Below are 26,840 nucleotides of genomic sequence, written 5' to 3' on the forward strand. Positions count from 1 at the left end.
GCCCCGCACCGACCGGCGCACCCCCCGACCCCCCGCCCGCCGGGCAGCGCGGGCCGGCCGAGCACCTGGAGGTCGGGCAGCGCGGCGCAGCTGAACAGTTGGAGGTCGGGGGGCGTGGGCTGGATGAAGTGCTTGAGGTTGGGGGGCGTGGGCTGGCGCAGGTGCGTTCGCTCACGGCGGCGGCGTGCAGGATTCGCGATCCCGATCAGGCGGCGGCCCTCATTCGGCGTGCCCGCGCGACCCAGGCCGAGGTGGAAGCGTTATGGCGGCGCCTGGAGCCTTTCGCCGCCGACGACGTGGCGCTCTACCGCGGCACCCCGCAGACCAAGTCCGACCTGAACGCTCTGATCTCACCAGGCCGCCATCCCGAGGGCAGGCGTTCCGAGACCGGGCACTCTCCAGGGAAGGCCGCCGAGGACAGGCCCTCCGCGGGCGAGCATCCCGCGGGGCAGGGTGGGCATAGCACTGCACGTACGCCCCAGACCGGGATGCTTGGGTTCTACCTCGGCGCGGACGCCGTGACCGTGCTGGCGCACCGTACCGGCTGGGTGGAGCCGCGCGCCTTCGCCACCACCGTCGACCAGGCCCTGGTGGCGGACTTCGCCGCGACCATCGGCGGCGACCGGCCGGGGCTGCTGGACATAGACGCCCGCCGCCACCGCCTCGGCGTGTGGCGTCGCATGGCCGATCTACTCATGAAGGACGCGCTGGAAGCCCTCGGCGACGACCTCGACCACCTTCACCTGCTCCCGCACGGCGCGCTCCACCGGCTCCCGCTCCACGCCCTCGCCCCGGACGGCCGCTCGCTATTCGACCGCTTCCCCGTGACCTACGCCCCTTCCGCGGCCACCCTGTCCCGCCTCGCCCGCCGTGATCCGGTACATGGCAGCCGATCACTGGTGCTCGGCCATGCCGCGGACCCCGCCGACCGGCCCGCTCTCGAAGCCGCGGCGGAAGACACCGCCACCCTGCTCGGCATCCACCCGCACCTCGGCCAGGCCGCCACCGCAGCCCTGCTCGGGTTCCAACCCCATACCGGCTCGGACGCCACCGCGGCCATGCCTCATCTCAGCCAGGACGCCACTGCGGCCATGCCTCGCCTAAGCCCGGACGCCACAGCGCCCATGCCTCACCTCGGCCCGGACACGACGACGGTCATGCCTCATCTAGGCCCGGAGGCCACCGCGGCCATGCGAGGTTCCCAGTCCCATGCCGGTCCGGACGCCACCGCCGACCCGCACGTCACCCATCCCGGCACAGGCCCCGACGCCACCGCGGCAGCCCAGCAGGCCGGCTCGTGGGACGTGATACATCTGTCCTGCCATGGCGTGCTGGACCAGCGGGACCCGTTCGGCTCGGGCATCAGGCTGGCCGACGGCGTCCTCACCGCCCGCCAGATCGTGTCCATGAACCTGAACGCGAGACTCGTGGTCCTCACCGGTTGCGAAACCCCGCTGAGCACCCCGGCCTCCGGGGACGGCGTGGCGGCGCTCGTTCACGCGCTCCTCCATGCCGGGGCCAGATCCGTCCTCCTCACCCTCTGGCCGGTGTCCGCCGAGATCACCAGGGCCCTCGTGCGCGACTTCCACACCAGGCTCCGCGACGGCACAGGACCGGCGCGGGCGCTACGGGGAGCGGTGCTGGAGCTCCGCGACCTGTACGGCTCCGCCGAGCCCGGCCTCTGGGCCCCGTACGTGCTGGCCGGCCTCCCCTGACCTCGGCACCGAAGCGGCGTCCCCGACCTGCGGGAAGCTCAGGCAGCAGGACACGACACGGCGACGAACCACGTCAGGGCTGGTGGTCCATCCATTTCGAGTCAGGCATGAGCGTGGCCGCGACCAGGTAGCCGAAGAAGCCGACGGCCAGCCCCACCGCGTACGCGCCGAACACGTCAGGCAGATCGAACAGCGCCGTCACCGCACCGCCGCCCACCGCGGCCAGCACGGTGGCGAGGTCGGTCAGCCCGACCGAACCCTCCCTGCGGCGCAGCGTCCGGTACGTTATCCACCCGATCACCAGCCCGAAGCAGATCGCGCCGAGAATCGCCATGCCGGAACCTCCTCAAATGCCGGGCCGAAAAGGATCATCGTTCACGATCGCACGAGCCGGGCACGGCTGGCTAGGGCAGGACGCCGGCCAAAAGGTAGGACGCCGGCTAAAGGTAGGACTTCGTCGCGGTCACCAGCTCGGCCGGCGCGTCGTGGGTGTCGACGTAGAGGGAGGAGTCCGGGGTGCGCTCGCGGACGTCCTGGTCGCGGATCGCGAACACGGCCGGCGCGACCCCCACGTCGCCGTAGCGCCCCGCCACGGCCTCGCCGATCGCCTGCCGCGCGTCGCCGACCACGCCCCGCGACGTGTGGCCGGGACCGGCGGCGGCGAGATAGCCGAGCATGCCGGCGAAGCGCAGCTCCACCTCGGCCGCCGGGCGTTGCTCGGGCAGCACGGGCCGGTCCAGCCAGAACACCTTGCCCGCGAGGAAGGCCGCATAGCTCGAGCCCTCGTGGCCGAGCACGCGCGCCGTCTCGGCGAGCAACTCGCCGAACTCGGCCAGCTCCGCCTCAGGCGGCAGGTCCGTGGTGACGAACAGGGGCACGATCAGCGAGTCAAGCATGCGACTATCCCTCCGTGAGGAGCCTCATCGTAGGGCGCGCCACCGACATTCCCCGCTCCCGCCACTCCGGAAACCCAGCCGCCCATCCCGCTGCCGACGTCCAGGACTTCACCGTGGAGGGCACCCTCGGCACTCCCATGGAGGTCGCCGCCAGGGTGATCGGAGGTTGGCCCGACCAGGCCCCTCCTGCCGGGAATCCGGCACTTCTCAGCCCCTGACCGCAGGCAGGGGTTCGCGACGGCAGAAGGGTCAAGGACCCACAGCGGGGTGCCGGTCGTCAGGAGCGGAAGTCGTCGGCGGCTGCCGCCTGCCGAGCTGCTGGTTGACGCCGGCCCGCACGCGGCGATGCCCGCCGTCCTGGCCCCGGAGCAGCGCCTGGCCCCGAACTCGGCGGCGATCGCGGCGGTGCAGTCGGTCGATATGCGACAGTTGATGTTGAACGGCGAAAGGAATGAGCGTGCCGGTGTGGCATCTGCGAGGGATCATCCTGCCGGGCGACGAGCCGGGCGACGTCTACGTGGATGGTGACCGGATCACGTTCACGCCGGTCCCCGGCGCCGAGACCATCGCCGAGGGCGGCTACCTCATGCCGGGCCTGGTCGACGCGCACTGCCACCCGGGAACCTCGGGGATCGGCGAACCGCTGGACGAAGCACTGCTGCGAGCCCACGGCGACGAGCTCCGCGCGGCCGGGATAGCCGCGGTGCGGGTGCCGGGGTCGGCGGGACGGCTCCCGTCCTGGTTCGGCGACGATCCCAGCCTTCCGCGGGTGTGGGGAGCCGGCCTGGCGGTCGCCGCGGAGGGAGGGTTCTTCCCAGGCTGGGGCCGCCCGCTACCGGCGGACCGGATCCCGGCGGCCGCCGTGGAGGAGTCGCGCGCCTCGGGCGGCTGGTGCAAGCTCATCGTCGACTGGCTGACGGACGACGGCGGGTACGCCGCCACCATGTCCGCCCAGGTCGTGGCCGAGGCGACGCGGGCGGTCCGGCGAGCGGGCGGCCGGGTGGCGGCGCACTCCCAGCACGCCGACGGCGGGACCGCCGCGGTCGCGGCCGGCGTCGACTCCGTCGAGCACGGCATGCACCTGCCCGAGCGCCTGCTGGAGACCATGGCTGCCCAGCGGACGGCGCTGGTTCCCACCGCGGTGACCTTCGCGCGGCTCGCGCCGCTGATGGAGGATCCGCAGGTGCCGGTCGGCACGCGTACGTGGTTCGGCGAGGGATGGCGGCGGCATCCCGGCCTGATCCGCGCCGCGTACGAGGCCGGAGTGACCGTCCTGGCGGGCACCGACCTGCCGCCGGGGCACCTCACCGATGAGATCCGATGGCTGGCGGAGGCCGGTCTGCCCGCGGACGTCGCGGTCGGCGCCGCGTCCTGGACGGCTCGCGGGTGGCTCGGCCTGCCCGGCATCGAGGAAGGCGCGCCCGCCGACATCCTTGCCTTCGACACCGACCCCCGCAGCAGCCTCGACGCCCTGGAGCACCCGAGCCGCGTCATCGTGCGAGGTCGCCTGGTCCGCTGACCCAACCACACTGGAGGAGCCGCCTGGTCCGCTGACCGAACCGAACCGGGGAGGTCGCCGGGTCCGCTGACGGAACCGCGCCGGGGAGGTCGCCGGGTCCGCTGACGGAACCGCGCCGGGGGACGGGGTCAGCGTTCGATCCACTCGTCGTCGAGTGCGGAGTGCACGATCGAGTCGCGCCAGCCCAGCGGAGTGTGCACGTGGTGCCGGATCCGGCCCTCCTCGACCATCCCGGCCGTCAGCATCGCGAGCTGGGCGGGGAGGTTGGAGGGCGACCGGGCGCCCCAGATGCGGTGCAGCCCGAGCTGCTTGAACCCGAACGCCAGCAGCAGTCGTACGAGATCCGTCCCGATTCCCCGCCCCCACTGGTGGGGATGGAGTCCGAAGCCGATCTCCGCGCTGTGCGGACGGTCGGCCTCGATGCTCAGCCGGGCCACCCCGATCACGTCGCGGCGCTCGGTGTCGACCACGGCGAGCACGTACAGCCGGCGCGGTTCCGCGGCGGCGGCCTCCATGGCCTGGTCGATGAGCCGCGCGACCTCCCGCATGGTACGCGGCCCGAACGGCATGTGCTGCGTCACGGTGGCGTCGCCGTAGATGGCGTGGAGGCACGCCACATCCGCCTCGGTGACCTCACGAAGGCAGAGTCGCTCGCCGTTGCACACCACCCGCCGCACGCACAGAACGTAACTCGGGTCCGGCGATCTTTACAAGCCCTTGTCAAGTAGCGAGTTGACTGCCGTAAGCTCGCGCGACAAGTTCCGCGACGGCGCTGTGCGGGCCGAGCGGCTCCGCGTGTCCCGCGCCGATCGCCCCGGCGGCCCGTTCCACGATGCCCTGCGGGGCCTCGTGGCCGATCAGGCAGGGCGCGATGGCGAGCCGTTCCGCGCCGGCCCCGCGCAGCCGCTGCGCCGCCGCGCCGACGCCGGGCTCGCTGTCGAGGGAGGCGGCGACCACCGGCAGGGTGAGCCTGGAGGCCAGCAGCACCGCCGTGGCCTGTACGGCGTGCACCGCGCGCTCGCCGCCCACGGTGCCGAGGATGACGGCGTCGACGGGGCTGGACACGTTCAGCAGGCGTACGCGGTCCGCCCTGGCCAGGCCGCGCTGGGCGAGCCTGATGTGCAGCGCCTCGGCCAGCAGCGGGTGCGGCCCGAGCGCCTCGGTCACGACGGCCCCGGAGCCGCTGGCCGCGACCGCCTTGCCGATCTCCGCCATGACGACGGGATCTTCCCAGGTGAGCAGGGGCACCACGACGGCCTGGCGGCCTGCGGGCAGGCTGTCTGCCAGGCCGGTGACGCTCGCCAGTCGCACCTCGATCTGCGGGTTGTCGACGCGTACGACGGCCGCGATCTCCTCGGCCACGCCCGTGGCCCCGCCTGGGGCGGCGAGCACGAGCATGGGGGCATCGGGCGGCAGGGACGTGGGCACGGGGCGACGGTGGCGACCGCCGCCCGGCCGGGGGGCGCGTTCACGTACAGGCAGGCTCACAAGCGGGCAGTTTATGCCTATTCAGGGGTGGTTGTTATGTGAATAGGTGGCGATTCCGTCACACCCCAAGCCCTGTGATCGACATCACATGAAGACAGCGGAAAACGTCCGGAAGGTCCGCCACGCGGGCGGCGTTGGCAGCCGCCGCCCGCGGCTTCCGCGGCGAGCGAAGAGGACAAGCGAGGGGACGAGGGAGGGGGAACGTCAGGCGAACGGACCGACCTGGCCGGGCAGCCGGGGCGGCGCGGCGAGCTCGGGCTCCGCGGCGATGTCGACGTCGCGGGTCTCCGGCGCGATGGCCAGGCCCACGGCCGTGATGGCCAGGGCGACAACCACGTAGACCGACACCGCCACCGTGGTCTCGTACATCTGGAAGAGCTGGACCGCGATGATCGGCGCCAGCGCGCCGCCGACGATGCCGGCCACCTGGTAGCCCATGGACGCGCCGCTGTAGCGCAGCCGCGTGCTGAACAGTTCGGCGATGAACGCGGCCTGCGGGCCGTACATGGCGGCGTGCGTGACGAGGGCGACCACGGCGGCCAGCGCGATCAGCGGGAACGACTTGCTGTCGAGCAGCGGGAAGAACGCGAACACCCACACCGCCGCGCCCACCACGCCGGCGAGGTAGACCGGCCGCCGGCCCACCCGGTCCGACAGCGCGCCGAACAGCGGGATGAGGACGAGCTGCAGCGCCGAGCCGATCAGCACCGCGTTCAGCGCCACCGAGCGATCCAGCTCCAGCTGGGTGGTGAGGTAGACGATGATGTACGCGGTGAAGGTGTAGAAGGCCACGTCGACGCCGATCCGCGCGGTGAAGGCCGACAGCAGCGCGCGCGGGTGCGTACGCAGCACCTCGACCAGCGGCATCTTCGCCTTGGCGCCGTGCTGCTCGACCTCGGCGAACAGCGGCGACTCGGAGACCCGCAGCCGCACCCACAGCCCCAGGAACACCAGCACGCCCGACAGCAGGAACGGCACCCGCCAGCCCCACGACAGGAACTCCGCGTCGGACATCGTGAACGACAGGATCGTGAGCAGCCCCGTGGCCAGTACATAGCCGGCGGGCACGCCGACCTGCGGCCAGCTCGCGTTGAAGCCGCGCCGCCGCCCGTCGCCGTGCTCGAGCGACATGAGCACCGCGCCGCCCCACTCGCCGCCCAGCCCGAGCCCCTGCGCGAACCTGAGCACCGCCAGCAGGACCGGCGCGAGCACGCCGACGCTCGCGTAACCGGGCAGCACGCCGATGAGGAACGTCGAGACGCCCATCACCAGCAGCGTCACCACGAGCACGGTCTTGCGGCCGGCCCGGTCGCCGAAGTGGCCGAACACCACCCCGCCGAGCGGCCTCGCGACGAACGCGACGGCGTTGGTGGTCAGCGACGCCAGGGTCGCGTTGAGCGGATCGAGTGACGGGAAGAACAGCGCGGGGAAGACCAGGGTGGCCGCCGTGGTGTAGAGGAAGAAGTCGTACCACTCCAGCGACGTGCCGATCAGGCTGGCGAGGATCACCCGCCGGGTCTGTTGCTTGGAGCCTGGCATCGGATGCTCCTTGTCATTGGGGAGATAGATTCAACGTAAGGATCGTTGAACAATTCGACAAGAGGTTTGCTCCATGATTCCCTGTTAATTGTGGACAACGTGTTTGCTGATCTCTCTCAGGACCGGCCCCGACTGGGACGCAGCAGCACGGCCGAGCGGGTGGCCGACATCCTGCGCGAGCGCATCATCCAGGGCTTCTTCCAGCCTGGCGAGCGGCTCTCCGAGGAGTCCATCTCCGAGGCGCTGGGGGTGTCGCGTAACACGCTGCGCGAGGCGTTCCGGCTGCTCGGGCACGAGCGGCTGCTCGACCACAAGCTCAACCGGGGGGTGTTCGTCCGGCTGCCGTCCGTCGAGGACGTGCTGGACCTCTACCGGGTGCGCCGGGTGCTGGAGGGCGCGGCGGTGCGCAGGACGCCGCCCAAGGAGGCGCTCGAGGTGATCAGGGTGGCCGTGGCCGACGCCGAGCGGGCCGCCGCCGAAGACGACTGGCAGGGGGTCGGGACCGCCAACATCCGCTTCCACCAGGCTCTCGTCTCGCTCAACGACAGTCCGAGGATCGACGAGGCCATGCGCCAGTTGCTGGCCGAGTTGCGCCTGGTCTTCCACGTGATGAAGAACCCGCGCGCCTTCCACGAGCCGTTCGTGGACCGCAACCGCACGCTGGTGGCCCTCATCGAGTCCGCTCAGTACGACAAGGCGGCCGCGTACCTCGACGACTACCTCGACCACGCCGAGCGGCTGCTCGTCCACGCGTACGAGCCCAACCGCTAACGTGTGCCCATGGACCGGCTCTTCACCCTCGACGAGGCCCGCTCGCTGCTGCCCGGCTTGATCGAGGACGTCGGCGAGGTGATCTCCGCCCGCGCCGACCTCGCCGAGATCGCCTACGACCGGCAGGCCACGGGCGCGTCCGGCCTCGGCGGCCTCCCGGAGATCAAGGGGCTCGAGGCCCGCATCGAGGAGATCCTCAGCGGGTGGACCGAGCAGGGGATCGAGGTGAAGGGCATCGCGCCGGTGCTCGTCGACTTCCCCTCGGTGCTCGACGGGGTGTCCGTCCGCCTGTGCTGGATCGAAGGGGAGCCGGAGCTCGGCTGGTACCACCGCACTGAGCTGGGCTTCGCCGGCCGCCGCCCCTTGCCGCGCTGATTCGCTGAGTACGACCCCTTGACGAGGACGCCTGACGCCCTATATTCAACTGATAGGTTGATAAACCGAGAGGTTGAATACAATGCTCCTGCAGAACAAGGTCGCCGTCGTCTACGGCGGAGGCGGGTCCATCGGCGGCGCGGCGGCACGGGCCTTCGCCCGCGAGGGCGCCCGCGTCTTCCTCGCCGGCCGCACCCCGGTCACACTCGACAAGGTCGCGGCCGACATCCGCGTGGCCGGTGGCACGGCGGAGACCGCGCAGGTCGACGCCCTGGACGAGGAAGCGGTCGACGCCTTAGCCGACTCCGTGGCCGCGCAGGCGGGCGGCATCGACGTCTCGTTCAACGTCATCGGGGTTCAGGACGTGCAGAGGCCGCTGGCCGAGATCTCGGTCGCGGAGTTCCTGCGGCCGATCGAGGTGGCGGCGAGGACGCAGTTCCTCACCACCAGGGCCGCCGTCAGGCACATGATCCCGCGCGGGTCCGGCGTGATCCTCATGTTCGGCGGCGGCGGGCCCCAGACCGCGCCCGGGCTCGGCGGCTTCAAGGTCTCGCTCGACGCCATGGAGAGCATGCGGCGGCAGTGGGCGTGCGAGGCCGGCGCGTACGGCGTACGCGTCGTCACCATGGTGACCGGCGGCATCCCGGAGAGCCTGCCCGCGGACTTCACCGCCAAGGACGAGCTCACCGCCGCGCTGGCCGAGCCGACCCTGCTGAAGCGGACCGCGACCCTCGCCGACGTGGGCGAGGTCGCCGCGTTCGTGGCCTCCGACCGGGCCCGGACCATGACCTCCGCGACGGTGAACATCTCCTGCGGCGCGATCGTGGACCACTAGGGTGATCAACGGGGCCTCGCCGCCCGCGCGTACCTGACAGAAAGACCTGCCCGGATGCCAGACGACCAGCTCAGCCGCACCTTCGCCGCCCTGGCGGACCCGACGCGGCGGGCCATCCTCGCCCGGCTGGCCCAGGGGGAGGCGACGGTCAACCAGCTGGCCGAGCCGTTCGACATGAGCCTCCAGGCCGTCTCCAAGCACCTGAAGGTGCTGGAGCGGGCCGGGCTGATCAGCCGGGGCCGCGACGCGCAGTGGCGGCCGTGCCGCCTGGAGGCGGCCCCGCTGGAGGGCGCGTCGGAGTGGATCGATCGCTACCGCTCGCGCTGGACCGACCGCTTCGACCGCCTCGACCAGGAGATCAAGAGGATCCAGGAGGGACAAGACCGTGGGTGACACCGAATTCGTCATCGAGCCCGGCCGGCAGGACGTCATCATGATCCGGCACTTCGACGCGCCGCCGGAGGTGGTGTTCGGCGCGGTCACGGACCCGGGGCTGATCCCGCGATGGTGGGGGCCGCGCTTCCTCACCACCAGGGTCGACCGCATGGAGGTCAGGCCCTGCGGCCGGTGGCGTTACGTCAACGTGGACGCGCGCGGCAGGGAGTACTTCTTCGGCGGCGTCTACCACGACGTCGTGCCACCGGAGCGGTTCGTGCGGACGTGGGAGTTCGAGGGCGCGCCCGGAGACGTGGCGCTGGAGACGGTCACGCTGACGCCGGAGGCCGGCGGGACCCGGTACACCGCCCAGTCCGTGCACCAGTCGGTGGAGTCCCGCGACGCCATCATCAGGGCCGACGGCCCGAGAGGCGGCAGGGAGTCCATGGACCGCCTCGCCGAACTCCTCGCCGCCCACTGAACCGCCGGTTCGCGCTGCTTACGTAGAGGTGCTGTCGGCGTCAGGCCGAGCTGGTGATGACCGCGAACCTGGCGCCGTGCGGGTCGGCGAGGAAGGCCATCCGCCCGACCTCGTCCACCGTCTCGGGCGCCCACACCGTGCCCCCGAGCCGCTGGGCCGTGGACACCGTGGCGTCGCAGTCGGGCACCTCGAAGTAGGGCAGCCAGTGGGGGTGGTCGCCGGGCTGGAGCTCCGCGATGCCGCCCACCGCGGACATCTCACCGCCCTCGGCGGGAAAAATGACCGGATAGGGCAAGTCGCCCATTGGCATGTCGGTGATGGACCAGCCGAAGACCGCCTCGTAGAAGGCGCGTACGGGGGCGTGACCGGGCACGTGCAGCTCCACCCAGCCGAGCGAGCCCGGGTCGGTGACCATGCCTAGGCCCTTGTTCGCGCCGGGCTGCCACACGGCGAACGCGGCCCCGGCCGGATCCGCGCACACCGCCATCCGGCCCTGGCCCTGGATGTCGAGAGGCGGGGCGGTGACCGCGCCGCCCGCCTGCTCGATCGTCTTGGCGATGGCGTCGGCGTCGGGCGTCCAGAAGTAGGTCAGCCAGGCCGGGTCCGCGTTGTCCGCCCTGGCCCGCTGGATGCCGGCGACCGTCTTGCCGTCGATCTGGCAGAGGCGATAGTCCCTGTGCTCGGGCCCGAGTGAGACGGACCGCCAGCCGAACAGCCCGGCGTAGAACGCCACGGACGCGTCCAGGTCGGGACTGGTGGCGTCGATCCAGCAGGGAGTGCCCGGTAGGTAGTGGGTGGTGAGCACGGCGTGCTCCCTTCGTGTGACGAAGCGGTGGGTGGCCTCTTCACCTCACGGTGCGGTCTGAGGGCGACGCCACTCGTATCCGGCCCATGCCAGCCTGGCACGACCCACGGCAAAATACGACCCACGACCGAAGTCGAATGCGTGTTTGAAGGATGGCGTAGACTCGGCACCATGACAGGCCTGTTCCAAGCGTCTCTGCTCGATCTCGACGACGAGCTGGGTGTCGGCCCGCTCGGCTCCACGGTTCGCCGCACGCACCTGGACCACGGTGCCTGGATCGACCTGAGACCGGGCTGGTTGTCGGGCTCGGACACCCTGTTCGAGCGGCTGGCCGAGGTGGTGCCGTGGCGGGCCGAGCGGCGCCGGATGTACGACAAGGTCGTCGACGTGCCACGGCTGCTCAAGTTCTACGACGAGGACGAGACGCTGCCCGACCCGGTGCTCGACGACGCCAGACGGGCGCTCGACGCTCACTACGGAGAGGAGCTCGGCGAGCCGTTCCGCACCGCCGGGCTCTGCTTCTACCGCGACGGCCGCGACAGCGTGGCCTGGCACGGCGACACGATCGGCCGGGGCGGCACGGAGGACACGATGGTCGCCATCGTCTCGGTCGGCAGCCCCCGCCCGCTCCTGCTCAGGCCGCGCGGCGGCGGCCACTCGATCCGCCGCGACCTCGGCCACGGCGACCTGATCGTCATGGGCGGCAGCTGCCAGCGCACCTGGGAGCACGCCATCCCCAAGACCACCCGTCCGACGGGCCCCCGGGTCAGCATCCAATTCCGCCCCCGCGGCGTCCGCTGACCGCCGTTGACCCCTGCGCCGCCCCGCGCATACGCCGGGGTCGTGTCATCTCAAGGTCAGCTTGGCGAGGCGGCCCCGTTCGCCGGCGGCCCAGCAGGTCAGGTCGTGGGTGCAGGACACCGTGTCGAAGGAACCCGTGTCGAAGGTGTGCCAGGTCCGGCCGCTCGAATACGTCACGTCGCTCCCTGAGGGTCCCACCGCGAGGGCGGCGGTGGGCAGGTGCGGCAGCCAGGTCACGCCTGATCGGTAACCGGGAGGAGGGGTGGCGGCCGGTCGCCAGGTGGCGCCGCCGTCCCCGGTGACCGCGCCGGCGGCGGGTGAGGGCTGGTCGGGGCGGAAGTCGCCGCCGACCGCGATGCCCCGGTGACGGTCGAGGAAGGCGAGCCCGAAGACGCCTCGCGCCGGGTCGCCGGCCGGGATCGGCGTGTCGGCCACCGTCCAGGTGAGCCCGCGATCGCCCGAGTGGAACACCCGTGACCGCGCCGCGCCGCCGGCGGCCAGCCAGACGTCCCGGCCGCCCGCCGTGACCAGGCACTGCCCGCTCGCCGCGAACCCCGCCTCACCCGGCAGCGCCTCCGGCATGCCGGCGGAAGGCAGCACCTCCCAGCTCCGCCCCCCGTCCCCGGTGGCCAGGATCCGGAACCTGCCGTCCACCGGGTCGCTCATGGCGAGCCCGTGCCGCTTGTCGAAGAAGGCGAGGCAGTCGTAGAAGGCTTGCGGCTCGTCGTTCATGAACGTCTCCGCCCAGGTACGCCCGCCGTCCTCGGTCCGGTAGACGCGCGAGTCCGTACCCTCGCCGATGGACAGCGCGACGGCCCGGTGCGCGTCGAACGCCTCGATGTCGCGGAACTCGAGTGCGGTGGCGCCGGGCGGGGAGACGTTCTCCCAGGTACGCCCGCCGTCCACGGTCCTCAGCACCGTGCCATCCGATCCCGACGCCCACACCACGTGGCGGCTGACGGGCGACAGCCCGCGCAGGCGCGACGTCACTCCCGTCTCCTTGAGGTCCCAGCCGAGCTCGGGTGTGCCGGCGTGGGCGGGCAGCGGGGCGGCGAGCACGATGGCCGCTGACAACGCGCTCAACGCGAATCGAAGCTTCATGTCGGGCAAACTAACTCAAAGGATCAACACCGTCCATGGCTTGAGAGGGCTGTGCCGTCAGCGGCGCCCCGTGCCACAAGCCCGCTGTCAGGCGGACTTCTGGGAGGTGCCCCAGGACAGGAGTTCGGCGGCCGTGGTGAAGCGGCGGCTGGAGACCGACTCGCCGAGCAGGACGCCGACCAGCCGGTGCCCGTCCTGCTCGCCGGCGAACGCCAGGGTGTATCCGGCCGCGCGGGTGAAGCCGGTCTTCAGTCCGATGGCGCCCGGCGTGCCGAGCAGGCGGTTGGTGTTGCGCCAGCTGTACGAGCGGTGCTGGTCCGTCGCGTCGAGCCAGTGCCGCCGCGTGCCGGCCACCTTCTTTATCAGCGGGACCTGCAGCGCCTTGGCGGCCAGCACGGACTGGTCCCTGGCGGTGGAGTAGCCGTCGCTGCCGGGCTCGGGCAGACCGTCGGCGTTGACGTACTGGGTGTCGTTCATGCCGAGCTCGCGGGCGGTGGCGTTCATCTTGGCGACGAAGCCGTTGACGCCAGGCCCGTACGTGCGCGCCAGGGCGTGGGCGGCGTCGGCGCCGGAGGGGAGCAGCAGGCCGTAGAGGAGTTCGCCGACCGTGAGCCGGTCGCCGGGGCGCAGGCCGGCGGTGGTGGCGCCGCCCTCCCGCGCGTACGCGATGTCCTCGTACGCGATCTTGACCACGTCGCTGGGCTTGGCGGACTTCAGTACGACATAGGCGGTCATCGTCTTGGTGATGCTGGCGATGGGCAGACGTTCGGCGGGTTCCTTGCTGAACAGGACATCGCCGGTCGAGGCGTCCATCAGGTAGGCGGCGCGGCCGTACACGGACGGCGCGTTCTCGATGACGGAGGCGGCCAGGGGAGCGGGCACCTGGGCGTACGCGGGCATGCCGAACCCTGTGGCCAGGGCAAGCGTGCCTGCCACGAGGGCCAGACGAGCTTTCCGGATACGCATGCGCCCAAGAGTGCCGTCCCCTTAAGGCTACTTTTACCGAATTAAGGTAAAAATCCCCACGAAACGCCCAGAAGCCCTAAAAATAGGGAAATCCGGTAAAGGTAAATTTTTCGGGATATGGGGGAAATTGTGATCTGGGTCACCGGCTACCGGTCGGACCAGAAGTTGTCGGCCACGCGCTCACCCCGCAGCAACTCCGAGAACAGATCCTCCCACATTGGCATCACCAGGTCAGGCCCGTAGGCGCGCGAGGTCTCCGCCGCCGCCGCACCCATACGCACTCGCGACTCCCTGCCGGCGATGACCCGGTTCAGCGCGGCGGCCAGCGCGGCCACGTCCCTGGGCGGCACGAGCACCCCGTCCACGCCGTCGGTCAGCACGTCGCCAGGACCGGTCGGGCAGTCGAAGGCCACCACAGGCAACGCGTGCGTCATGGCCTCGATCATCACCATCGGCAGGCCCTCGAACCGCGAGCTGAGCGCGTACACGGAGGCGTCGGCCAGCTCCTTCTCCAACCGGTCGGTGCGGCCTGGCAGCGTCACGTGGCCGCCGAGCCCGTGCTGGTCGATCAGCCCGCGCAGCTCCACACCGCGTGGCCCGGTGCCGAAGATGCGCAGCCGCCAGTCCGGATGCTCCGCCGCCACCTGGGCGAAGGCCTCGATGAGCAGGTCGAACCCCTTCTGCGGCACCAGCCGCCCGGCCGCGACCACGACGGGGTTCACCTGCCGGGAATGTTCCTGGTCGACCTTGTGCACCGCGTTCGGGATCTGCACGATCGGGGTGCGTGGCAGCAGCCGCTGGTACTCGAGCCGGTTCGTCCGCGTCAGCACGGTCACCGCGTCGAGCCGCCCGTAGTGGCGGGCGATCTCCCTGCGGATGCCGTCGGGGTACGCCGACAGGTTCATGTGCTCCTGGGCCACCCTGATGACGCTCTTGGGGGCGCGCCGGGCGGAGATCAGGTTCAGCGCGGGCCGTGTGGTGACCAGGATGCCGTCGCGCAGCTTGGAGACGTACTCCATGGCGGCCCACTCGACCCGCTCGGTGAACTGCGCGGCCGCGAACTCGCCCGGCGGCACCAGCTTGCCGCGGATCCGGCGCCACGCCTTGCGCGGGACCGAGTCGGGCTGCCGGCCGGCGCGCTGGTCGACCAGCGTGACGACCGCCACCCGCGGGTCCAGCGTGAACCGCATCCTGTCGCGCCGCCGCACCAGACTGACCAGCTCGACGTCGTGTCCGGCCGCGGCCATCGCGTTCGCCTGGTTGACGACCGTGCGGATGGTGCCGCCCATGCCGAAGGCGTGCAGCAGGAGGTAGCGGATCTTCACGTGGAGGCAGGTTACCGAGCGTTCCTGGCAGTTACCTGGCAACCACGGTCCGCGGGCACGTCAGTGGAGCTGGCTGAACGACAACTGCCAGCTGTGGTCCCTGCGACCGGCCTGAGCATCCGCGCGCTCACCCCCTCGGGCTGTTAGCGTTACCGCCAGGGGGTGAACCGCGGTGAGATCCAGGGAAAGCAGACCTGCGGTGCTCATGGACGTCGCCGTGCTGGCCGGTGTCTCCGCCATGACCGTCTCGCGTGTGCTCAACGCGCCCGACCGGGTGCGCGCCGAGACCCGCGCCCGCGTGCTGGCCGCCGTCCGCGAGCTCGACTACAGGCCCAACCAGGCCGCCCGCCAGCTCGTCACCGGCCGCTCCGGCGTGCTCGGCGTGGTCAGCATCGACACCACCCTCTACGGCCCCGCCGCCACGCTCTACTGCATCGAGCGGGCCGCCAGGCACGCCGGCTACAACGTCAGCATCGCCAGCCTCAGCTCGCTCAACCGCAAGTCGATGGAGGAGGGCGTGCAGCGGCTGCGCGCCCAGGCCGTCGACGGCGTGATCATCGTCGCGCCGCACGAGTCGGCCTCCGACGGGCTGCGCCACCTGCCGGCCGAGATGCCGGTGGTCGCGGTCGACGCGGGCGACGACATCCCCGTGCCCGTGGTCAAGGTCGACCAGGCGGCCGGCGCCGCCCGCGCGACCAGGCACCTGCTCAGCCTCGGCCACGAGACGGTGTGGCACGTGGCGGGCCCGGCCGACTGGCTCGACGCCAACGGCCGCATCGACGGCTGGCGCGGCGTGCTGGAGGCCGCGGGCCGCCCGGTGCCCGAGGTCCTGCGCGGCGACTGGAGCTCGCGTTCCGGCTACCAGCTCGGCCGCCGCCTGGCCGGCGAGCCCGGCGTCACCGCCGTGTTCGTGGCCAACGACCAGATGGCGCTCGGCGTGCTGCGCGCGTTGCGCGAGGCCGGGCGGCGGGTGCCCGAGGACGTGAGCGTGGCCGGGTTCGACGACATCCCCGAGTCCGCCTACTTCTGGCCGCCGCTGACGACCGTGCGCCAGGACTTCGGCCAGGTCGGCAGCTACGCCTTCCACCTGCTCCTGGACCGGATGGCCGGGGTGGAGCCCGAGGCGCGGCGCCTGATCGAGCCGGAGCTCGTCGTCAGGGAGAGCACCGGCGCCGCGCCGAGAGACCGTTAGGCCAGCCTGATCACGTTCCAGGAGACCGGGGGCAGCAGGACGCGCGCCGGGTCGTGCTCGACGTCCGCGTTGGGCCTGGGCGCGATCCGATCGGGGTCGTCTGCGGTGTTGCGGGCGTACACGTCGGTGTCGGTCAGGGTGGTGGCCTCGACGACGCGCACGCCGCCGAGCGCCCGGGTGTCGATCTCCAAGGAGAGCGGCCGGTCGGCCGAGCGGTTCACGGCGAACACCGTCGTGCCCTCGTCGGAGTGCGTGGCCACCGCGTGCAGCAGCGGCACCTCGCCGTAGTCGGCCGTCTCGTACGCCGGAGAGCTCGCCTCCACCCGCAGCACGTCGCCCGCCGCGAGCCTGGACGCCTGCGCGAACGGATGGAACGTGGTCTGCCTCCACACCCGCCCGCCCGGCTCCGTCATGATCGGCGCGATCACGTTCACGAGCTGGGCCAGCGACGCGGCGGTGACCCGGTCGCTGTTGCGCAGCAGCGTGATCAGCAGGCCGCCGAACGCCACCGCGTCGGCCAGGTGGTAGTGGTCCTCCAGCAGCGGCGGCGCGACCGGCCAGTCAGGCTGCCTGTCCCGGGACCGCGACATGTACCAGACGTTCCACTCGTCGAAGGAGATGTCGATCCGCTTACGCGACTTCAGCCGGGCGCCGACGTGGTCGGCGGTGGCCGCGACCGAGGAGATGAAGTACTCCATGTTCGTCGAACAGGCCAGGAAGCTGCCCAGGTCGCCGTTCTTCTCCTCGTAGTACGCATGACAGGAGATGTAGTCGACCACGTCGTACGCCTCCTCCAGCACCGTGGCCTCCCACGCGCCGAAGGTCGGCATGCCGGAGCCCGAACTGCCGCAGGCGACCAGCTCCAGGGACGGGTCCACCATGCGCATGGCGCGGGCCGTCTCGGCGGCCAGCCGGCCGTACTCGCGGGCCGTCTTGTGGCCGGTCTGCCACGGGCCGTCCATCTCGTTGCCCAGGCACCACATCCTGATCCCGTGCGGCTCCTTCGAGCCGTTGGCCACCCGCTGGTCGGAAAGCGCCGTGCCGGACGGGTGGTTGCAGTATTCCAGCAGGTCCAGGGCCGATTCGAGGCCGCGGGTGCCGAGGTTGAGCGCCATCATCGGCTCGACGCCGGCCTTGCGGCACCAGCGTACGAACTCGTCGACGCCGACCTCGTTCGTCTCGGTGCTGTGCCAGGCCAGGTCGAGGCGGCGCGGGCGGCTCTCGACCGGGCCGACGCCGTCCTCCCAGCGGTAGCCGGAGACGAAGTTGCCGCCCGGGTAGCGGACCGTGGACACGCCCAGCTCCCTGGTCAGCTCCAGCACGTCGCGGCGGAAGCCGTCCTCGTCGGCGGTGGGGTGGCCCGGCTCGTAGATGCCGGTGTAGACGCATCGCCCGAGGTGTTCGACGAACGTGCCGAAGGTGCGCCGGCGCACCGGAGCGACCTTGAACGCGGGATCGAGCGTGAGTTTGGCCTGATGCACCGGGATGCTCCTGTTTCGCAGGCGTTACGTCGTTCAAGATTGTTAGCGTTATCAGTGGATCGGGTCAAGGGGCCCGCGATCGGGGCCGGACGGGCGGCAAGCGGTTTCCCGAGGGGCCTTGACATGCCGGGTGTTACCGCTAACACTCGGGTAACCCCAACGAAACATCGGGGTCCGTGCGGTGAGTTCCCGCAACCCGGTGGCTCGCCTCGCCCTCGTGGCAGCCGGCGCCCGAGGCCCGGTTCATGCCTGCCATGGACCCCTCTCTTGTCACCGAGAACACACTCTTGTCACCGAGAACACAACGGCCAAGCGACAGCCCGGTGAAGGAAGTGGCCACTGTGCAAGGTCCCCCCGACATCTCTCGCCGGCATCTCCTCGGCGGCCTCGCCCTCGTCGGCGCCGCCGCCACGGGATGCGCGATCCCCGTGGGGCTCGGCTCGTCCCAGACCCGCGTCAAGTTCTGGCACTTCCTGAGCGCGAGCGACGGCATCATCATGAACCAGATGGTCGGGGCGTTCGCCAAGGACACCCCGGACGTCTTCGTCGAGGAGAACGTGCTCCAGTGGGGCGAGCCGTTCTACACGAAGATCGCCATGGCCGGCGCCGGCGGGCGCTCGCCCGACCTGGCCAGCTTCCACCTCGCGCGGCTGGCCGGGATCGGCGCGGGCGCGATCCTCGACCCCATCAATGTGGAACTGCTGGAGGAGAACGGCTTGCGCGCCACCGACTTCTCCCCGCCGATCTGGGAGCGGGCCCACCTCGACGGCGTGCTGTACGCGATCCCGTTCGACGCCCACCCGATGGTGCAGTACTACAACACCGACATCTGCGGCAAGGCCGGCCTGCTCGGCTCCGACGGCAAGCTGCTGCCCACCCAGGGCGTCGAGGAGTTGGTGGCCCAGCTGACCAAGGCCAAGGAGGCGATGGGCGGCAAGCCGCCGCTGGCCTTGGACGCGCTCGGCCTCGGCACGGTGGGCCCGTGGCGGGTGTGGTGGTCGCTCTACCCGCAGAGCGGCGGCACGCTGCTCTCCGACGACGGCACCAATATCACCATCGATGATGCCAAAGCGCTGGAGGCGCTGCGGTTCATGCGGCGGCTCGGACAGGAAGGGCTGTGCGACTGGCGTACCGACTACGGGGCCTCGGTGGCCAACTTCACCAACAGCCAGAGCGCCTTCCTGTGGAACGGGGACTGGGAGACCATCGGGCTCAAGGAGCGCAAGACGCCGTTCAGCATGACCCGCTTCCCCAACGTCTTCGGCACCGGGGCGGCGCAGGCCGACTGCCACGCGTTCGTGCTGCCGCACCAGCGCGACAGGGACCCCGAGGTCGAGCGGGCCACGTACCGGTTCATCGCGTACCTCATCAAGAACAGCGCCGACTGGGCCGTGGCCGGGCACGTGCCCGCTTACCTGCCCACGCTGGAGCAGCCGGATTACCTGGCGCTGCAGCCGCAGTCGGAGTACCGCTCGGTCATCACCGAGGTCGCGCTCGATCCGCAGGTGTGGTTCGCGGGGTCGGCCTCGAGGCTGTGGATCGAGTTCGGCGAGGCGTTCTCCTTCGTCATCAGCGGGCAGCGGACCCCCGAGGAGGGCCTGGCCGCCGCCAAGGCGTCGCTGAACCGGTTGCTGTCCGCCCCGAACCCCTTCCCTGCCCAGGAGCGATGATGACCGCCACCGTCGCGCCCCCCGCGACCGCCGCCCCCGTCGCCAAGGCCAAGGTCCGGCGCGCATGGACGCAGCACGGGCTGCTGTTCGTCGCGCCCTTCCTGCTGATCTACGTGGCCTTCCTGGTCTGGCCGGTCATCCTCGGCTTCCGGATGAGCCTGTCGAGCGTCAACATCGCGGGCACCAACGACGGGCTCGTCGGGTTCGCCAACTACGCCGAGGCGTTCGGCGATCCCCGGATGTGGCGCTCGTTGTGGAACACGCTGGTCTTCACCGTGCTGAGCACGATCCCGCTGGTGCTGCTCGGGCTCGGGTTCGCGTTGCTGGTGCACCACCTGCGGTTCGTGCAGTGGTTGTGGCGGCTGTCCTTCTTCGGGCCGTTCCTGCTCCCGTCCGCCGTGGTGTCGCTGCTGTGGTTGCAGATGATCTACCCGTTCGACTACGGCCTGCTCAACGGCACGCTGGGCACCGACGTGCTGTGGCTGGGCGACCCGTCCACCGCCATGTGGTCGGTGGTGCTGACCACGGTCTGGTGGACGGTGGGCTTCAACTTCCTGCTCTACCTGGCCGCGCTGCAGTCGATCCCGCAGCACCTGTACGAGGCCGCCGCCATCGACGGGGCCTCGGCCTGGAACAAGCTGCGCTCCATCACGCTGCCCCTGCTCGGCCGCACGACCGCGCTCCATCGTGGTGCTGCAGCTGCTGGCGTCGCTGAAGGTCTTCGACCAGATCTACCTCATGACCGGCGGCGGCCCCGACGACTCCACCAGACCCATCATCGAATACGCCTACGACGTCGGCTTCACCGGTTACCGCATCGGCTACGCGTCGGCCGTCTCCTACATCCTGTTCGTCCTGATCGTCATCATCTCCCTGGTGCAGCTCCGGCTGTTCCGCAAGCGGGAAGAGGCCTCGTCATGACCAAGCGGTTCACCTTCAGCCAGCTCGTCCTGCTGGTGGTCGCGCTGGTGCTGGCGGCCGTCTGGCTCGCCCCCATGGCTTGGGCCGTGGCAACCTCGCTCAAGCCCGAGGACGAGACCACGATAATCCCGCTGCAGTGGTTCGGCAGCGAGATCACCTTCGACTCGTACGCGCTGGTCCTCGGGACCGGGGGGATCGTCAAGTGGGCGATCAACTCGACGGTCACCGCGTTGATCGTCACGTTCCTGACCGTGCTGTTCTCCGCGATGGCCGCGTACGGGTTCGCCCGTACGCAGTTCAAGGGGCAGCGAGTGCTGCTCGGGCTCATCCTGGCCGGGATCATGGTGCCGCCGCAGGTGCTGATCGCGCCGCTGTTCGCCGAGATGGTCTCGCTCGGCCTGGTCGACACCTGGTGGGCGATCATCCTGCCGCAGGTGGCCGCGCCGCTGATCGTCTACATCCTGTTCAAGTTCTTCCAGGACGTGCCTCCCGAGCTGGAGCAGGCGGCGTTCGTGGACGGGGCCGGGCGGTGGCGGGTGTTCTTCACCATCGTGCTGCCGCTGTCCCGGCCGGTGCTGGCCGCGGTGTCGATCTTCACGTTCATCTCGACGTGGAACAACTTCCTCTGGCCGTTCCTGGTGTCCACCGACCCGAACACGATGACGCTCCCGGTGGGTCTGGCGAACGTGGTGCAGGGCACGTTCGGCCTGCGGTACGCGCAGATCATGGCCTCGGTCGTGCTGGCCGGCCTGCCGCTGCTGGTGGTCTTCGTGCTCTTCCAGCGCCAGATCGTCCGCGGCGTCGCCCACACCGGCCTGGCCGGGCAGTGACGGGACTCGACATCACTCAGTCGGTTTCGTCGTGCAGGAGCAGGATGAAGGTGCGCGCGTAGGCGAGGCCGCTCGCGGGCCGTGGCCAGTCGAGGGCGGCGAGGGCCTGCGAGCCGGCCTCGTGATGGGCGCCGTTGGCCCGGATCTCGGCCGTCTCACCGCCCTGGCCGCCGCCGAAGAACGCCTTGACGCCGATCAGGTGGTCGCGCCCGAACGTGCCCTTCAGCGCGGGGGCCAGGTGGGGGAGTAGCGCGGTGCCGACGGCCCAGCGCTGCACGGCGTCGTGGTCGTCGCCGGTGCCCCAGCCGATGATGCCGCCGTGGACGGCGTGCCATCCGGGGAAGCCGTCGGGGTCGTCGGGGGCGAAGTGGCCGGCGTACGCGCCGGGGAAGCCGTCCGGGGTGGCCGGGTCCGGGCCGTCACGGAAGGCCAGGAGTTCGAGCAGCGCGCTGCCGGTGGTGCCCAGCCAGATCTGGATGGCCCGGTCGACGGCCTCCTCGGTGGTGCCGCCGTACCCGGCGACGCAGTCGCTGATCGTGGTGTCCTGAGGACGGCCGACGTCCAGTACGAAGTCGAGGTCGAGGTGGCCGGGACTGCCCGTGTGGTCGTCACCCAGCACGACGCCGGCCGTGCCTGGCCCCTTGGCCATGCCGTCCCCGACGTCCCATGGCCGGCCCGTGGCCGCCGACAGGTGACCGGCCACCATGGCGAGGACTGTCGCGTCCGGCAGGCGTACCTCGTCCATGTCCTGTCTCCCTTGCCGTCAGCCGCGTACGTGCACCTCCACCGCACGGCCGTCGGGATCAAGGAGCACCTGCCGCCCCGGCGGATGATCGGGCAGCCCGGTCACCTCGAATCCGAGCCGCAACGCTCCGGTCTCCCTGCCGCCGGCGGCGGGGTAGATCTCGACGACGAACCCGTCACCGAGCACCGCCGCGTAGTGAGGCGGCCCGTCGCCATGCCGCTCGGCGCGGAACTCCAGCCCGAGAGAGGCGTAGAACGCCCGGCACTCCTCCATCTTAGTGGTATAGATCACTACAAGATTCGCCCTCACCACGGTGACTCCCCGACGGTCGTTCTGATGGAAGCACGCCTATGAGCGCCTTGAAGAAGGCGATCATAAGCCGGCTTGACGATGACATGGGCTTATGTGGCCAGGGGCTTGGTGGGTGATTCATGTGAGCGTCATCATCACTTCATAGCCTCGCGGCATGGCAAAGCTGACATGGAGCGCCTGGCTGGGGCTGATCGCCGCCCTCATCGTGGCCGCCTGCGCTGCCGGCTTGGCTGGTGCCGCGATACTGACCCGCGACGACGTGCCCCCGAAGCCTCCGGCCGCCGCGTCGATCTCCGGGTCCGGCTCAACCGCGCAGGAGGGCGCGATGGACGCCTGGCGGGCCGAGTTCCAGCGGATCCACCCCGACCTCCGGGTGAACTACCAGGGCAACGGATCGGGGGCCGGCATCCGCGACTTCATCGCGGGCGGCACCTCGTTCGCCGGCTCCGACGTCGCGATGCAACCCTGTGAGCAGGCGCGAGCCGACAGGCGCTGTGGCAGCCACGCGGTACACCTGCCCATGGTGATCGGCCCCATCGCGCTGGCCTACAACCTGCCGTCCATGCCGAATCTGAAGCTTTCTCCCACCACCATGGCCGGCATCTTCAGCGGCCGGATCACGAGATGGGACGCCCCGGAGATCGCCGCGGACAACCGCGGCATGCGCCTGCCCCGGACCGGCATCTACCTCTTCCACCGATCCGACGACTCAGGCACGACCCAGAACTTCACCAACTATCTCAAGGTGGCAGGCCGCTGGCCGCACCAGCCATCCAGGAGGTGGACCGGCTCCGGGCACGGCGTCGCGGGGTCAAAGGGGGTCACGCAGGCCATCCAGCACACCACGGGGTCCATCGGATACGTGGAGTACGGATTCGCCAGCAACGCCCGCCTGCACACCGCCGAGGTGCGCAACGCCTCCGGTCAGTTCGTCGAACTCTCGCCCCAGAGCGCCAGCAAGGCCCTGGAGGGTGCCAGGATCGTCGGCAAGAACGATGATCTGGTGGTGGAGTTCGACTACCTGACCAAAGCCAAGGGGGCCTACCCCATCGTCCTGGTCACGTACGAGATCATTTGCTCGAGGAAGCCAGGGCCGCTGGTGCTGACGTTCCTGCGCTACACCGCGGGCGACGCCGGCCAGTCATACCTCTCCCTGTACGGCTACGCCCCGCTTCCGCACGACCTCCTCACCAAGGTGCGCGCCCACCTCGGCGCCCAAGGCTGACCGAGCGGGAGGCATGGAGAGACGACAAGAAGCCCCGAACTCCTGGCGTGCGCCGGGAATCGGGGCTTCTGGGGCTGGTGGACGATACTGGGATTGAACCAGTGACCTCTTCCGTGTCAGGGAAGCGCTCTCCCGCTGAGCTAATCGTCCTTGGAGGTGGCGACGGGATTTGAACCCGTGTGGACGGCTTTGCAGGCCGCTGCCTCGCCTCTCGGCCACGCCACCGAGCCCAAATCACTCCGAGCGGAAGACGGGATTCGAACCCGCGACCCTCACCTTGGCAAGGTGATGCTCTACCACTGAGCCACTTCCGCGTTGTTACGCGCTCAACTCTAGCGGGTTTTCCGACCGGATGGTTACTTCTGCAGCTGGCGGGCCACGCTGCGCTCCGTGGCGGGCAGGCTGAGGAAGATCTCCAGAATCCTGGTGAGGCGGTGGACCTCGATGCGGTGGAAGGCGGGGCCTTCCGAGCGGGCCAGGAGCAGGGCGAGCGCGAGCGGCGGCAGCGGCGCGTGGATGGCGTGCAGGCCGTCCGCGAGCGTGATGGCCGCCGGGCGCGACGGCGGCTGCTCCGGGAGGTCCAGCTCCTGCGGGGCGCGCCAGCTCGCGTAGACGACGCGGGGGCCGGCCGTGGTGGCGGCCCAGTCGGCGCTGAACAGCACAGGGAGCGAGTCGATCAAGGTGGTCAGGGCCCGGTCGCCCGCCGTGGTGATGTATTTGAGTATCTCCAGCTCCGGGTAGGTGCCGGGCGCCTCCCTGGTGGTCCAGACGCCCTCGACCACCACACCCTTGACGTCCTGCAGGCTCTTGACCAGGGCCTGCCTTGGCGTGCCTTCCGGGCAGAAGACGGTGATGTCGTCGACGGCCTGGCCCGCGCCCCTTTCGAGGACGGTCACCTGAGTGATGTCCGCCCCCGCCGCGCCCAGGACCTTCGTCACCTGAGCCAGCGAGCCCGGCCGGTCGGGCAGCGTCAGGCGTACTCGAAGAAGCATCCGTGTCCCCTCAACCGAAGATGCCGGATAACAGCTTATCGGCGAAATACCGCTCGCGGCCTGACCTGCGCTACAACTGTGCGGGTGAAGATTGGGCCGATCGAGGTGTGGCCGCCGGTGGTGCTCGCGCCCATGGCGGGCATCACGAACGCGCCGTTCCGTGTGCTGTGCCGGGAGCAGGGCGCGGGATTGTTCGTGTCCGAGATGATCACGACGCGGGCGCTGGTCGAGCGCAATCCCAAGACGTTCCGGATGATCAGGTTCGCCGAGTCCGAGCGGCCCAGGAGCATCCAACTGTACGGCGTGGACCCCGACGTCGTCGGGCGGGCGGTCCGGATGATCGTCGAGGAGGACCTGGCCGATCACGTCGATCTCAACTTCGGCTGCCCGGTGCCCAAGGTGACCAGGCGCGGGGGTGGGTCCGCGCTGCCGTACAAGCGGAATCTGCTGCGGCGGATCCTGCGGGCGGCGGTCGCGAACGCGGGGCCGCTGCCCGTGACGATGAAGATGCGCAAGGGCATCGACGACGATCACCTGACCTATCTGGACGCGGGGCGGATCGCCGTTGAGGAGGGCGTCGCGGCCATCGCCCTGCACGCCCGCACGGCCAGGCAGCACTACGGCGGCGTCGCCGACTGGGCGGCCATCGCGCGGCTGAAGGAGGCCGTGCCGGAGATCCCCGTGCTGGGCAACGGCGACATCTGGTCCGCCGACGACGCGTTGCGGATGGTGGCGCGCACGGGGTGCGACGGCGTCGTCGTCGGACGGGGGTGCCTCGGGCGGCCGTGGTTGTTCAGGGATCTGGCGAACGCGTTCGACGGCGACCCGGAGCGCACCAGGCCGACGCTCGGCGCGGTGGCCGGGATGATGGCCAGGCACGCCGAGGGGCTGACCGAGTGCTTCGACGTCGAGCGATACGCGATCGCGGACTTCCGCAAGCATGTCGGGTGGTATTTGAAGGGGTTCACGGTCGGCGGCGAACTGCGGCGTGAGCTGGCCACGGCCGAGTCGCTGGACCGGTTGCGGGACGGGCTGGCGAAGCTGGATCACGACCAGCCGTGGCCGCCGAACACGGACACGCCACGGGGCAAGTCGGGCGAGCGGTCGAAAGTGCTCCTTCCGGAGGGGTGGCTGGACGACCCGTGGGATTCGGTGGTGCCCGAAGACGCCGAGTCCGAAATATCCGGCGGCTAGCGGTCGCGTGCGGCTAACCTGATCCAGGAAACAGCTCTTAGTGCGGGCCGGTGACCTCCGTGCCACACGGGCCGCCGCCGGCCGCCGCCTCCAGGCGAACGGGCTCGCCGGCCATCGTGAGCGTGGAGTAGTACTCCGAGATGCGTTCCGCCGAGCGGCCGGCGTAGTGGCAGATGTAGCTGCGCCTGAACCGGTCACCGGTGCTGTTGGGCTCCGAGCCGTGCACCAGGCTGCCGTTGAAGAACAGGACGTCGCCGGGGTCCATGTTCACCGGCACACGCTCGAGGCCGGGCGGCGGGGGTACGTACTCCCTCGTGAACGACATGTCCTGGTCGGCCTCCTCCGGGCAGAACAGGTCCATGAGGTGCGTTCCCGGCACGACCTCGAGGCCGCCGTTCGCCCGGTCCACCCGGTCGAGCGCCACCCACGCGGCCACGCACGTGCCCGGCTCGACCCGGAGGTAGAAGTTGTCCTGGTGCAGCGCCTGGCCCCTGGCGCCCGGCGGCTTGAAGTAGAACATGCTCTGGGCTGCTATCGGCTCCTCTCCTAGAATGTCGCGGAGTATCGCGGCGAAGCGCACGTCGAGCAGATACCGCAGGGCCACGTCGTTCACCTGGTGGGGGTGCATGATGCGCGGGTATTCACGAAGGATGTCGTACGGCTGGCCGGGCACCTGCGGCTGGGGCGAGAAGTGTCCCGGAATCGGGCCCTTCGCGTGCAGCGTCATGAACTCGTCGCGCAGCTCGGCCACCTCCTCCGGCGCGAGGAGACCGGGCACCAGCAGGAACCCCTGATCGTGGAAGTCGTTGAGCCTCATGTGTTCCACGCTAGAGAGCGGGATCGGTGAACAGTATGCCCGAGACCGCTGAGGACCTGTCTGTTCCTGCTGCCGAGCTGATGATCGTGGGCCACTACGACAAGACGGCCGGATACGGCCACCGCCGGCCCGCCGGCTCGCCCAGCTGGCTGCTGCTGTGGACGGAGGCGGGCGCGGGGCTCGTCGAGCAGGGCGGGGCGTCGTTCGCGGTGGAGGCGGGGGATCTGGCGGTCCTCGGGTCGGGGGCGGCGCAGCACTACCGGGTCCTGGCGGGTGCGGACCGATGGCGGTTCTGGTGGGTGCACTTCCAGCCCCGGCCGTCGTGGGGGGCATGGCTCGGTCCGTACGCCAGGGCGGCCGGCTGCCACCTCGTGGCCGGCGTGCCGTCTGGCGTGCACGCCCGCATCGACGCGGCCTTCCGCCGTGCGCTGCAGGACGCCCGCTGGATCCCCGGCGCACCCCCCACCAC

At 70.6% G+C, this 26,840-nt stretch carries 29 protein-coding genes and 3 tRNA genes; 15 read left to right on the forward strand and 17 right to left on the reverse strand.

What is annotated here, in order from left to right; all coding sequences use genetic code 11:
- The coding region (locus ITP53_RS36980) for a CHAT domain-containing protein (protein WP_207756961.1) at positions 1–1,715 on the forward strand (1,715 nt) is incomplete at its 5' end.
- 73 nt (positions 1,716–1,788) lie between these two features.
- Here the strand turns inward: ITP53_RS36980 and ITP53_RS36985 are convergent.
- Together ITP53_RS36985 and ITP53_RS36990 are read right to left on the reverse strand one after the other, a co-directional pair.
- Complete coding sequence (locus tag ITP53_RS36985; RefSeq protein ID WP_195900120.1) at positions 1,789–2,049, reverse strand: hypothetical protein; 261 nt, start codon at positions 2,047–2,049, stop codon at positions 1,789–1,791.
- Positions 2,050–2,155: 106 nt separating this feature from the next.
- Positions 2,156–2,611 (reverse strand): hypothetical protein, encoded by a 456-nt coding sequence (locus ITP53_RS36990; RefSeq protein ID WP_195900121.1) that lies wholly within the window; start codon positions 2,609–2,611, stop codon positions 2,156–2,158.
- A gap of 14 nt (positions 2,612–2,625) precedes the next feature.
- Between ITP53_RS36990 and ITP53_RS36995 the strand changes: the two genes are divergently transcribed.
- Both ITP53_RS36995 and ITP53_RS60600 read left to right on the forward strand, forming a co-directional pair.
- Positions 2,626–2,829, forward strand: coding sequence for a hypothetical protein (locus ITP53_RS36995; protein WP_195900122.1), 204 nt, complete (start codon positions 2,626–2,628; stop codon positions 2,827–2,829).
- Positions 2,830–3,068: 239 nt separating this feature from the next.
- Complete coding sequence (locus ITP53_RS60600) at positions 3,069–4,130, forward strand: amidohydrolase family protein (RefSeq protein WP_207756963.1); 1,062 nt, start codon at positions 3,069–3,071, stop codon at positions 4,128–4,130.
- Positions 4,131–4,258: 128 nt separating this feature from the next.
- Here ITP53_RS60600 and ITP53_RS37005 read toward each other — a convergent pair whose 3' ends face one another.
- The 3 genes from ITP53_RS37005 to ITP53_RS37015 all read right to left on the reverse strand — a co-directional run bounded on the left by ITP53_RS37005 (position 4,259) and on the right by ITP53_RS37015 (position 7,157).
- On the reverse strand, positions 4,259–4,807 hold the full coding sequence (locus ITP53_RS37005) for a GNAT family N-acetyltransferase (RefSeq protein WP_195900124.1): 549 nt from the start codon (positions 4,805–4,807) through the stop codon (positions 4,259–4,261).
- 43 nt (positions 4,808–4,850) lie between these two features.
- Entirely contained in the window at positions 4,851–5,558 is a 708-nt protein-coding gene (locus ITP53_RS37010) for a sirohydrochlorin chelatase (RefSeq protein WP_328816970.1), read from the reverse strand.
- A gap of 264 nt (positions 5,559–5,822) precedes the next feature.
- Entirely contained in the window at positions 5,823–7,157 is a 1,335-nt protein-coding gene (locus ITP53_RS37015; RefSeq protein ID WP_195900125.1) for an MFS transporter, read from the reverse strand.
- Positions 7,158–7,256: 99 nt separating this feature from the next.
- On the opposite strand from ITP53_RS37015, the gene ITP53_RS37020 reads away from it, so the two are divergent.
- The 5 genes from ITP53_RS37020 (at position 7,257) to ITP53_RS37040 (ending at position 9,994) form a co-directional block, all read left to right on the forward strand.
- The gene (locus ITP53_RS37020) at positions 7,257–7,928 is read left to right on the forward strand and encodes a GntR family transcriptional regulator (protein ID WP_328816973.1); all 672 of its coding nucleotides are present in this window, start codon (positions 7,257–7,259) and stop codon (positions 7,926–7,928) included.
- Positions 7,929–7,937: 9 nt separating this feature from the next.
- On the forward strand, positions 7,938–8,303 hold the full coding sequence (locus ITP53_RS37025) for a DUF2203 domain-containing protein (RefSeq protein WP_195900126.1): 366 nt from the start codon (positions 7,938–7,940) through the stop codon (positions 8,301–8,303).
- Positions 8,304–8,385: 82 nt separating this feature from the next.
- Positions 8,386–9,138 (forward strand): SDR family NAD(P)-dependent oxidoreductase, encoded by a 753-nt coding sequence (locus ITP53_RS37030; RefSeq protein ID WP_195900127.1) that lies wholly within the window; start codon positions 8,386–8,388, stop codon positions 9,136–9,138.
- Between the two features lie 54 nt (positions 9,139–9,192).
- Positions 9,193–9,531: an ArsR/SmtB family transcription factor gene (locus tag ITP53_RS37035; RefSeq protein ID WP_195900128.1), complete on the forward strand. Its 339-nt coding sequence runs from the start codon at positions 9,193–9,195 to the stop codon at positions 9,529–9,531.
- Positions 9,524–9,994 (forward strand): SRPBCC domain-containing protein, encoded by a 471-nt coding sequence (locus ITP53_RS37040; protein WP_195900129.1) that lies wholly within the window; start codon positions 9,524–9,526, stop codon positions 9,992–9,994. The genes ITP53_RS37035 and ITP53_RS37040 overlap by 8 nt, the downstream gene beginning before the upstream one ends.
- Positions 9,995–10,034: 40 nt before the next feature.
- On the opposite strand, the gene ITP53_RS60605 is transcribed toward ITP53_RS37040, so the two are convergent.
- Complete coding sequence (locus ITP53_RS60605) at positions 10,035–10,799, reverse strand: VOC family protein (RefSeq protein WP_195900130.1); 765 nt, start codon at positions 10,797–10,799, stop codon at positions 10,035–10,037.
- A gap of 171 nt (positions 10,800–10,970) precedes the next feature.
- Between ITP53_RS60605 and ITP53_RS37050 the strand changes: the two genes are divergently transcribed.
- Complete coding sequence (locus tag ITP53_RS37050) at positions 10,971–11,600, forward strand: alpha-ketoglutarate-dependent dioxygenase AlkB (protein ID WP_195900131.1); 630 nt, start codon at positions 10,971–10,973, stop codon at positions 11,598–11,600.
- A gap of 45 nt (positions 11,601–11,645) precedes the next feature.
- On the opposite strand, the gene ITP53_RS37055 is transcribed toward ITP53_RS37050, so the two are convergent.
- The 3 genes from ITP53_RS37055 to ITP53_RS37065 all read right to left on the reverse strand — a co-directional run bounded on the left by ITP53_RS37055 (position 11,646) and on the right by ITP53_RS37065 (position 14,992).
- A complete protein-coding gene (locus tag ITP53_RS37055) occupies positions 11,646–12,701 on the reverse strand; it encodes a WD40/YVTN/BNR-like repeat-containing protein (RefSeq protein WP_195900132.1) in 1,056 nt (351 codons plus the stop codon).
- An 87-nt stretch (positions 12,702–12,788) separates the two neighbouring features.
- Positions 12,789–13,667 (reverse strand): D-alanyl-D-alanine carboxypeptidase family protein, encoded by an 879-nt coding sequence (locus tag ITP53_RS37060; RefSeq protein WP_195900133.1) that lies wholly within the window; start codon positions 13,665–13,667, stop codon positions 12,789–12,791.
- Positions 13,668–13,813: 146 nt separating this feature from the next.
- Positions 13,814–14,992 carry a glycosyltransferase family 4 protein gene (locus tag ITP53_RS37065; protein WP_195900134.1) on the reverse strand — a complete coding sequence of 393 codons (1,179 nt, stop codon included), beginning with the start codon at positions 14,990–14,992 and terminating at the stop codon, positions 13,814–13,816.
- A 172-nt stretch (positions 14,993–15,164) separates the two neighbouring features.
- Between ITP53_RS37065 and ITP53_RS37070 the strand changes: the two genes are divergently transcribed.
- Positions 15,165–16,184 carry a LacI family DNA-binding transcriptional regulator gene (locus tag ITP53_RS37070; protein ID WP_456238109.1) on the forward strand — a complete coding sequence of 340 codons (1,020 nt, stop codon included), beginning with the start codon at positions 15,165–15,167 and terminating at the stop codon, positions 16,182–16,184.
- On the opposite strand, the gene arfA is transcribed toward ITP53_RS37070, so the two are convergent.
- Positions 16,181–17,665, reverse strand: a complete 1,485-nt coding sequence (gene arfA, locus ITP53_RS37075; RefSeq protein ID WP_195900135.1) for an arabinosylfuranosidase ArfA — start codon at positions 17,663–17,665, stop codon at positions 16,181–16,183. The genes ITP53_RS37070 and arfA overlap by 4 nt on opposite strands.
- A 341-nt stretch (positions 17,666–18,006) precedes the next feature.
- On the opposite strand from arfA, the gene ITP53_RS37080 reads away from it, so the two are divergent.
- The gene (locus tag ITP53_RS37080) at positions 18,007–19,335 is read left to right on the forward strand and encodes an extracellular solute-binding protein (RefSeq protein WP_328816979.1); all 1,329 of its coding nucleotides are present in this window, start codon (positions 18,007–18,009) and stop codon (positions 19,333–19,335) included.
- Positions 19,335–21,086, forward strand: a complete 1,752-nt coding sequence (locus tag ITP53_RS58245) for an ABC transporter permease (protein ID WP_236051558.1) — start codon at positions 19,335–19,337, stop codon at positions 21,084–21,086. The genes ITP53_RS37080 and ITP53_RS58245 overlap by 1 nt, the downstream gene beginning before the upstream one ends.
- Before the next feature lie 16 nt (positions 21,087–21,102).
- Here the strand turns inward: ITP53_RS58245 and ITP53_RS37095 are convergent, their stop codons facing one another.
- Together ITP53_RS37095 and ITP53_RS37100 are read right to left on the reverse strand one after the other, a co-directional pair.
- A complete protein-coding gene (locus ITP53_RS37095; protein ID WP_195900138.1) occupies positions 21,103–21,831 on the reverse strand; it encodes a DUF6348 family protein in 729 nt (242 codons plus the stop codon).
- A gap of 18 nt (positions 21,832–21,849) precedes the next feature.
- Positions 21,850–22,122: a VOC family protein gene (locus ITP53_RS37100; RefSeq protein WP_328816982.1), complete on the reverse strand. Its 273-nt coding sequence runs from the start codon at positions 22,120–22,122 to the stop codon at positions 21,850–21,852.
- Positions 22,123–22,297: 175 nt separating this feature from the next.
- Between ITP53_RS37100 and pstS the strand changes: the two genes are divergently transcribed.
- Positions 22,298–23,368 (forward strand): phosphate ABC transporter substrate-binding protein PstS, encoded by a 1,071-nt coding sequence (pstS, locus tag ITP53_RS37105; protein WP_195900140.1) that lies wholly within the window; start codon positions 22,298–22,300, stop codon positions 23,366–23,368.
- A 75-nt stretch (positions 23,369–23,443) separates the two neighbouring features.
- On the opposite strand, the gene ITP53_RS37110 is transcribed toward pstS, so the two are convergent.
- From ITP53_RS37110 to ITP53_RS37125, 4 genes are all read right to left on the reverse strand, one after another.
- Positions 23,444–23,518: transfer RNA gene (locus ITP53_RS37110), tRNA-Val, on the reverse strand.
- 1 nt (position 23,519) lies between these two features.
- Positions 23,520–23,593 (reverse strand) — tRNA-Cys (locus ITP53_RS37115).
- 17 nt (positions 23,594–23,610) lie between these two features.
- Positions 23,611–23,682 (reverse strand) — tRNA-Gly (locus ITP53_RS37120).
- 42 nt (positions 23,683–23,724) lie between these two features.
- Positions 23,725–24,360 (reverse strand): ACT domain-containing protein, encoded by a 636-nt coding sequence (locus ITP53_RS37125; RefSeq protein ID WP_195900141.1) that lies wholly within the window; start codon positions 24,358–24,360, stop codon positions 23,725–23,727.
- A gap of 84 nt (positions 24,361–24,444) precedes the next feature.
- Between ITP53_RS37125 and dusB the strand changes: the two genes are divergently transcribed.
- On the forward strand, positions 24,445–25,554 hold the full coding sequence (dusB, locus tag ITP53_RS37130; protein WP_195900142.1) for a tRNA dihydrouridine synthase DusB: 1,110 nt from the start codon (positions 24,445–24,447) through the stop codon (positions 25,552–25,554).
- Between the two features lie 37 nt (positions 25,555–25,591).
- On the opposite strand, the gene ITP53_RS37135 is transcribed toward dusB, so the two are convergent.
- Entirely contained in the window at positions 25,592–26,371 is a 780-nt protein-coding gene (locus ITP53_RS37135) for a phytanoyl-CoA dioxygenase family protein (protein WP_195900143.1), read from the reverse strand.
- 35 nt (positions 26,372–26,406) lie between these two features.
- Between ITP53_RS37135 and ITP53_RS37140 the strand changes: the two genes are divergently transcribed.
- Positions 26,407–26,840 (forward strand): AraC family ligand binding domain-containing protein (locus ITP53_RS37140; protein ID WP_195900144.1); only part of this gene is annotated, 434 nt, incomplete at its 3' end.

The sequence above is a fragment of the Nonomuraea cypriaca genome (assembly GCF_015645445.1).
Classification (GTDB): domain Bacteria; phylum Actinomycetota; class Actinomycetes; order Streptosporangiales; family Streptosporangiaceae; genus Nonomuraea; species Nonomuraea cypriaca.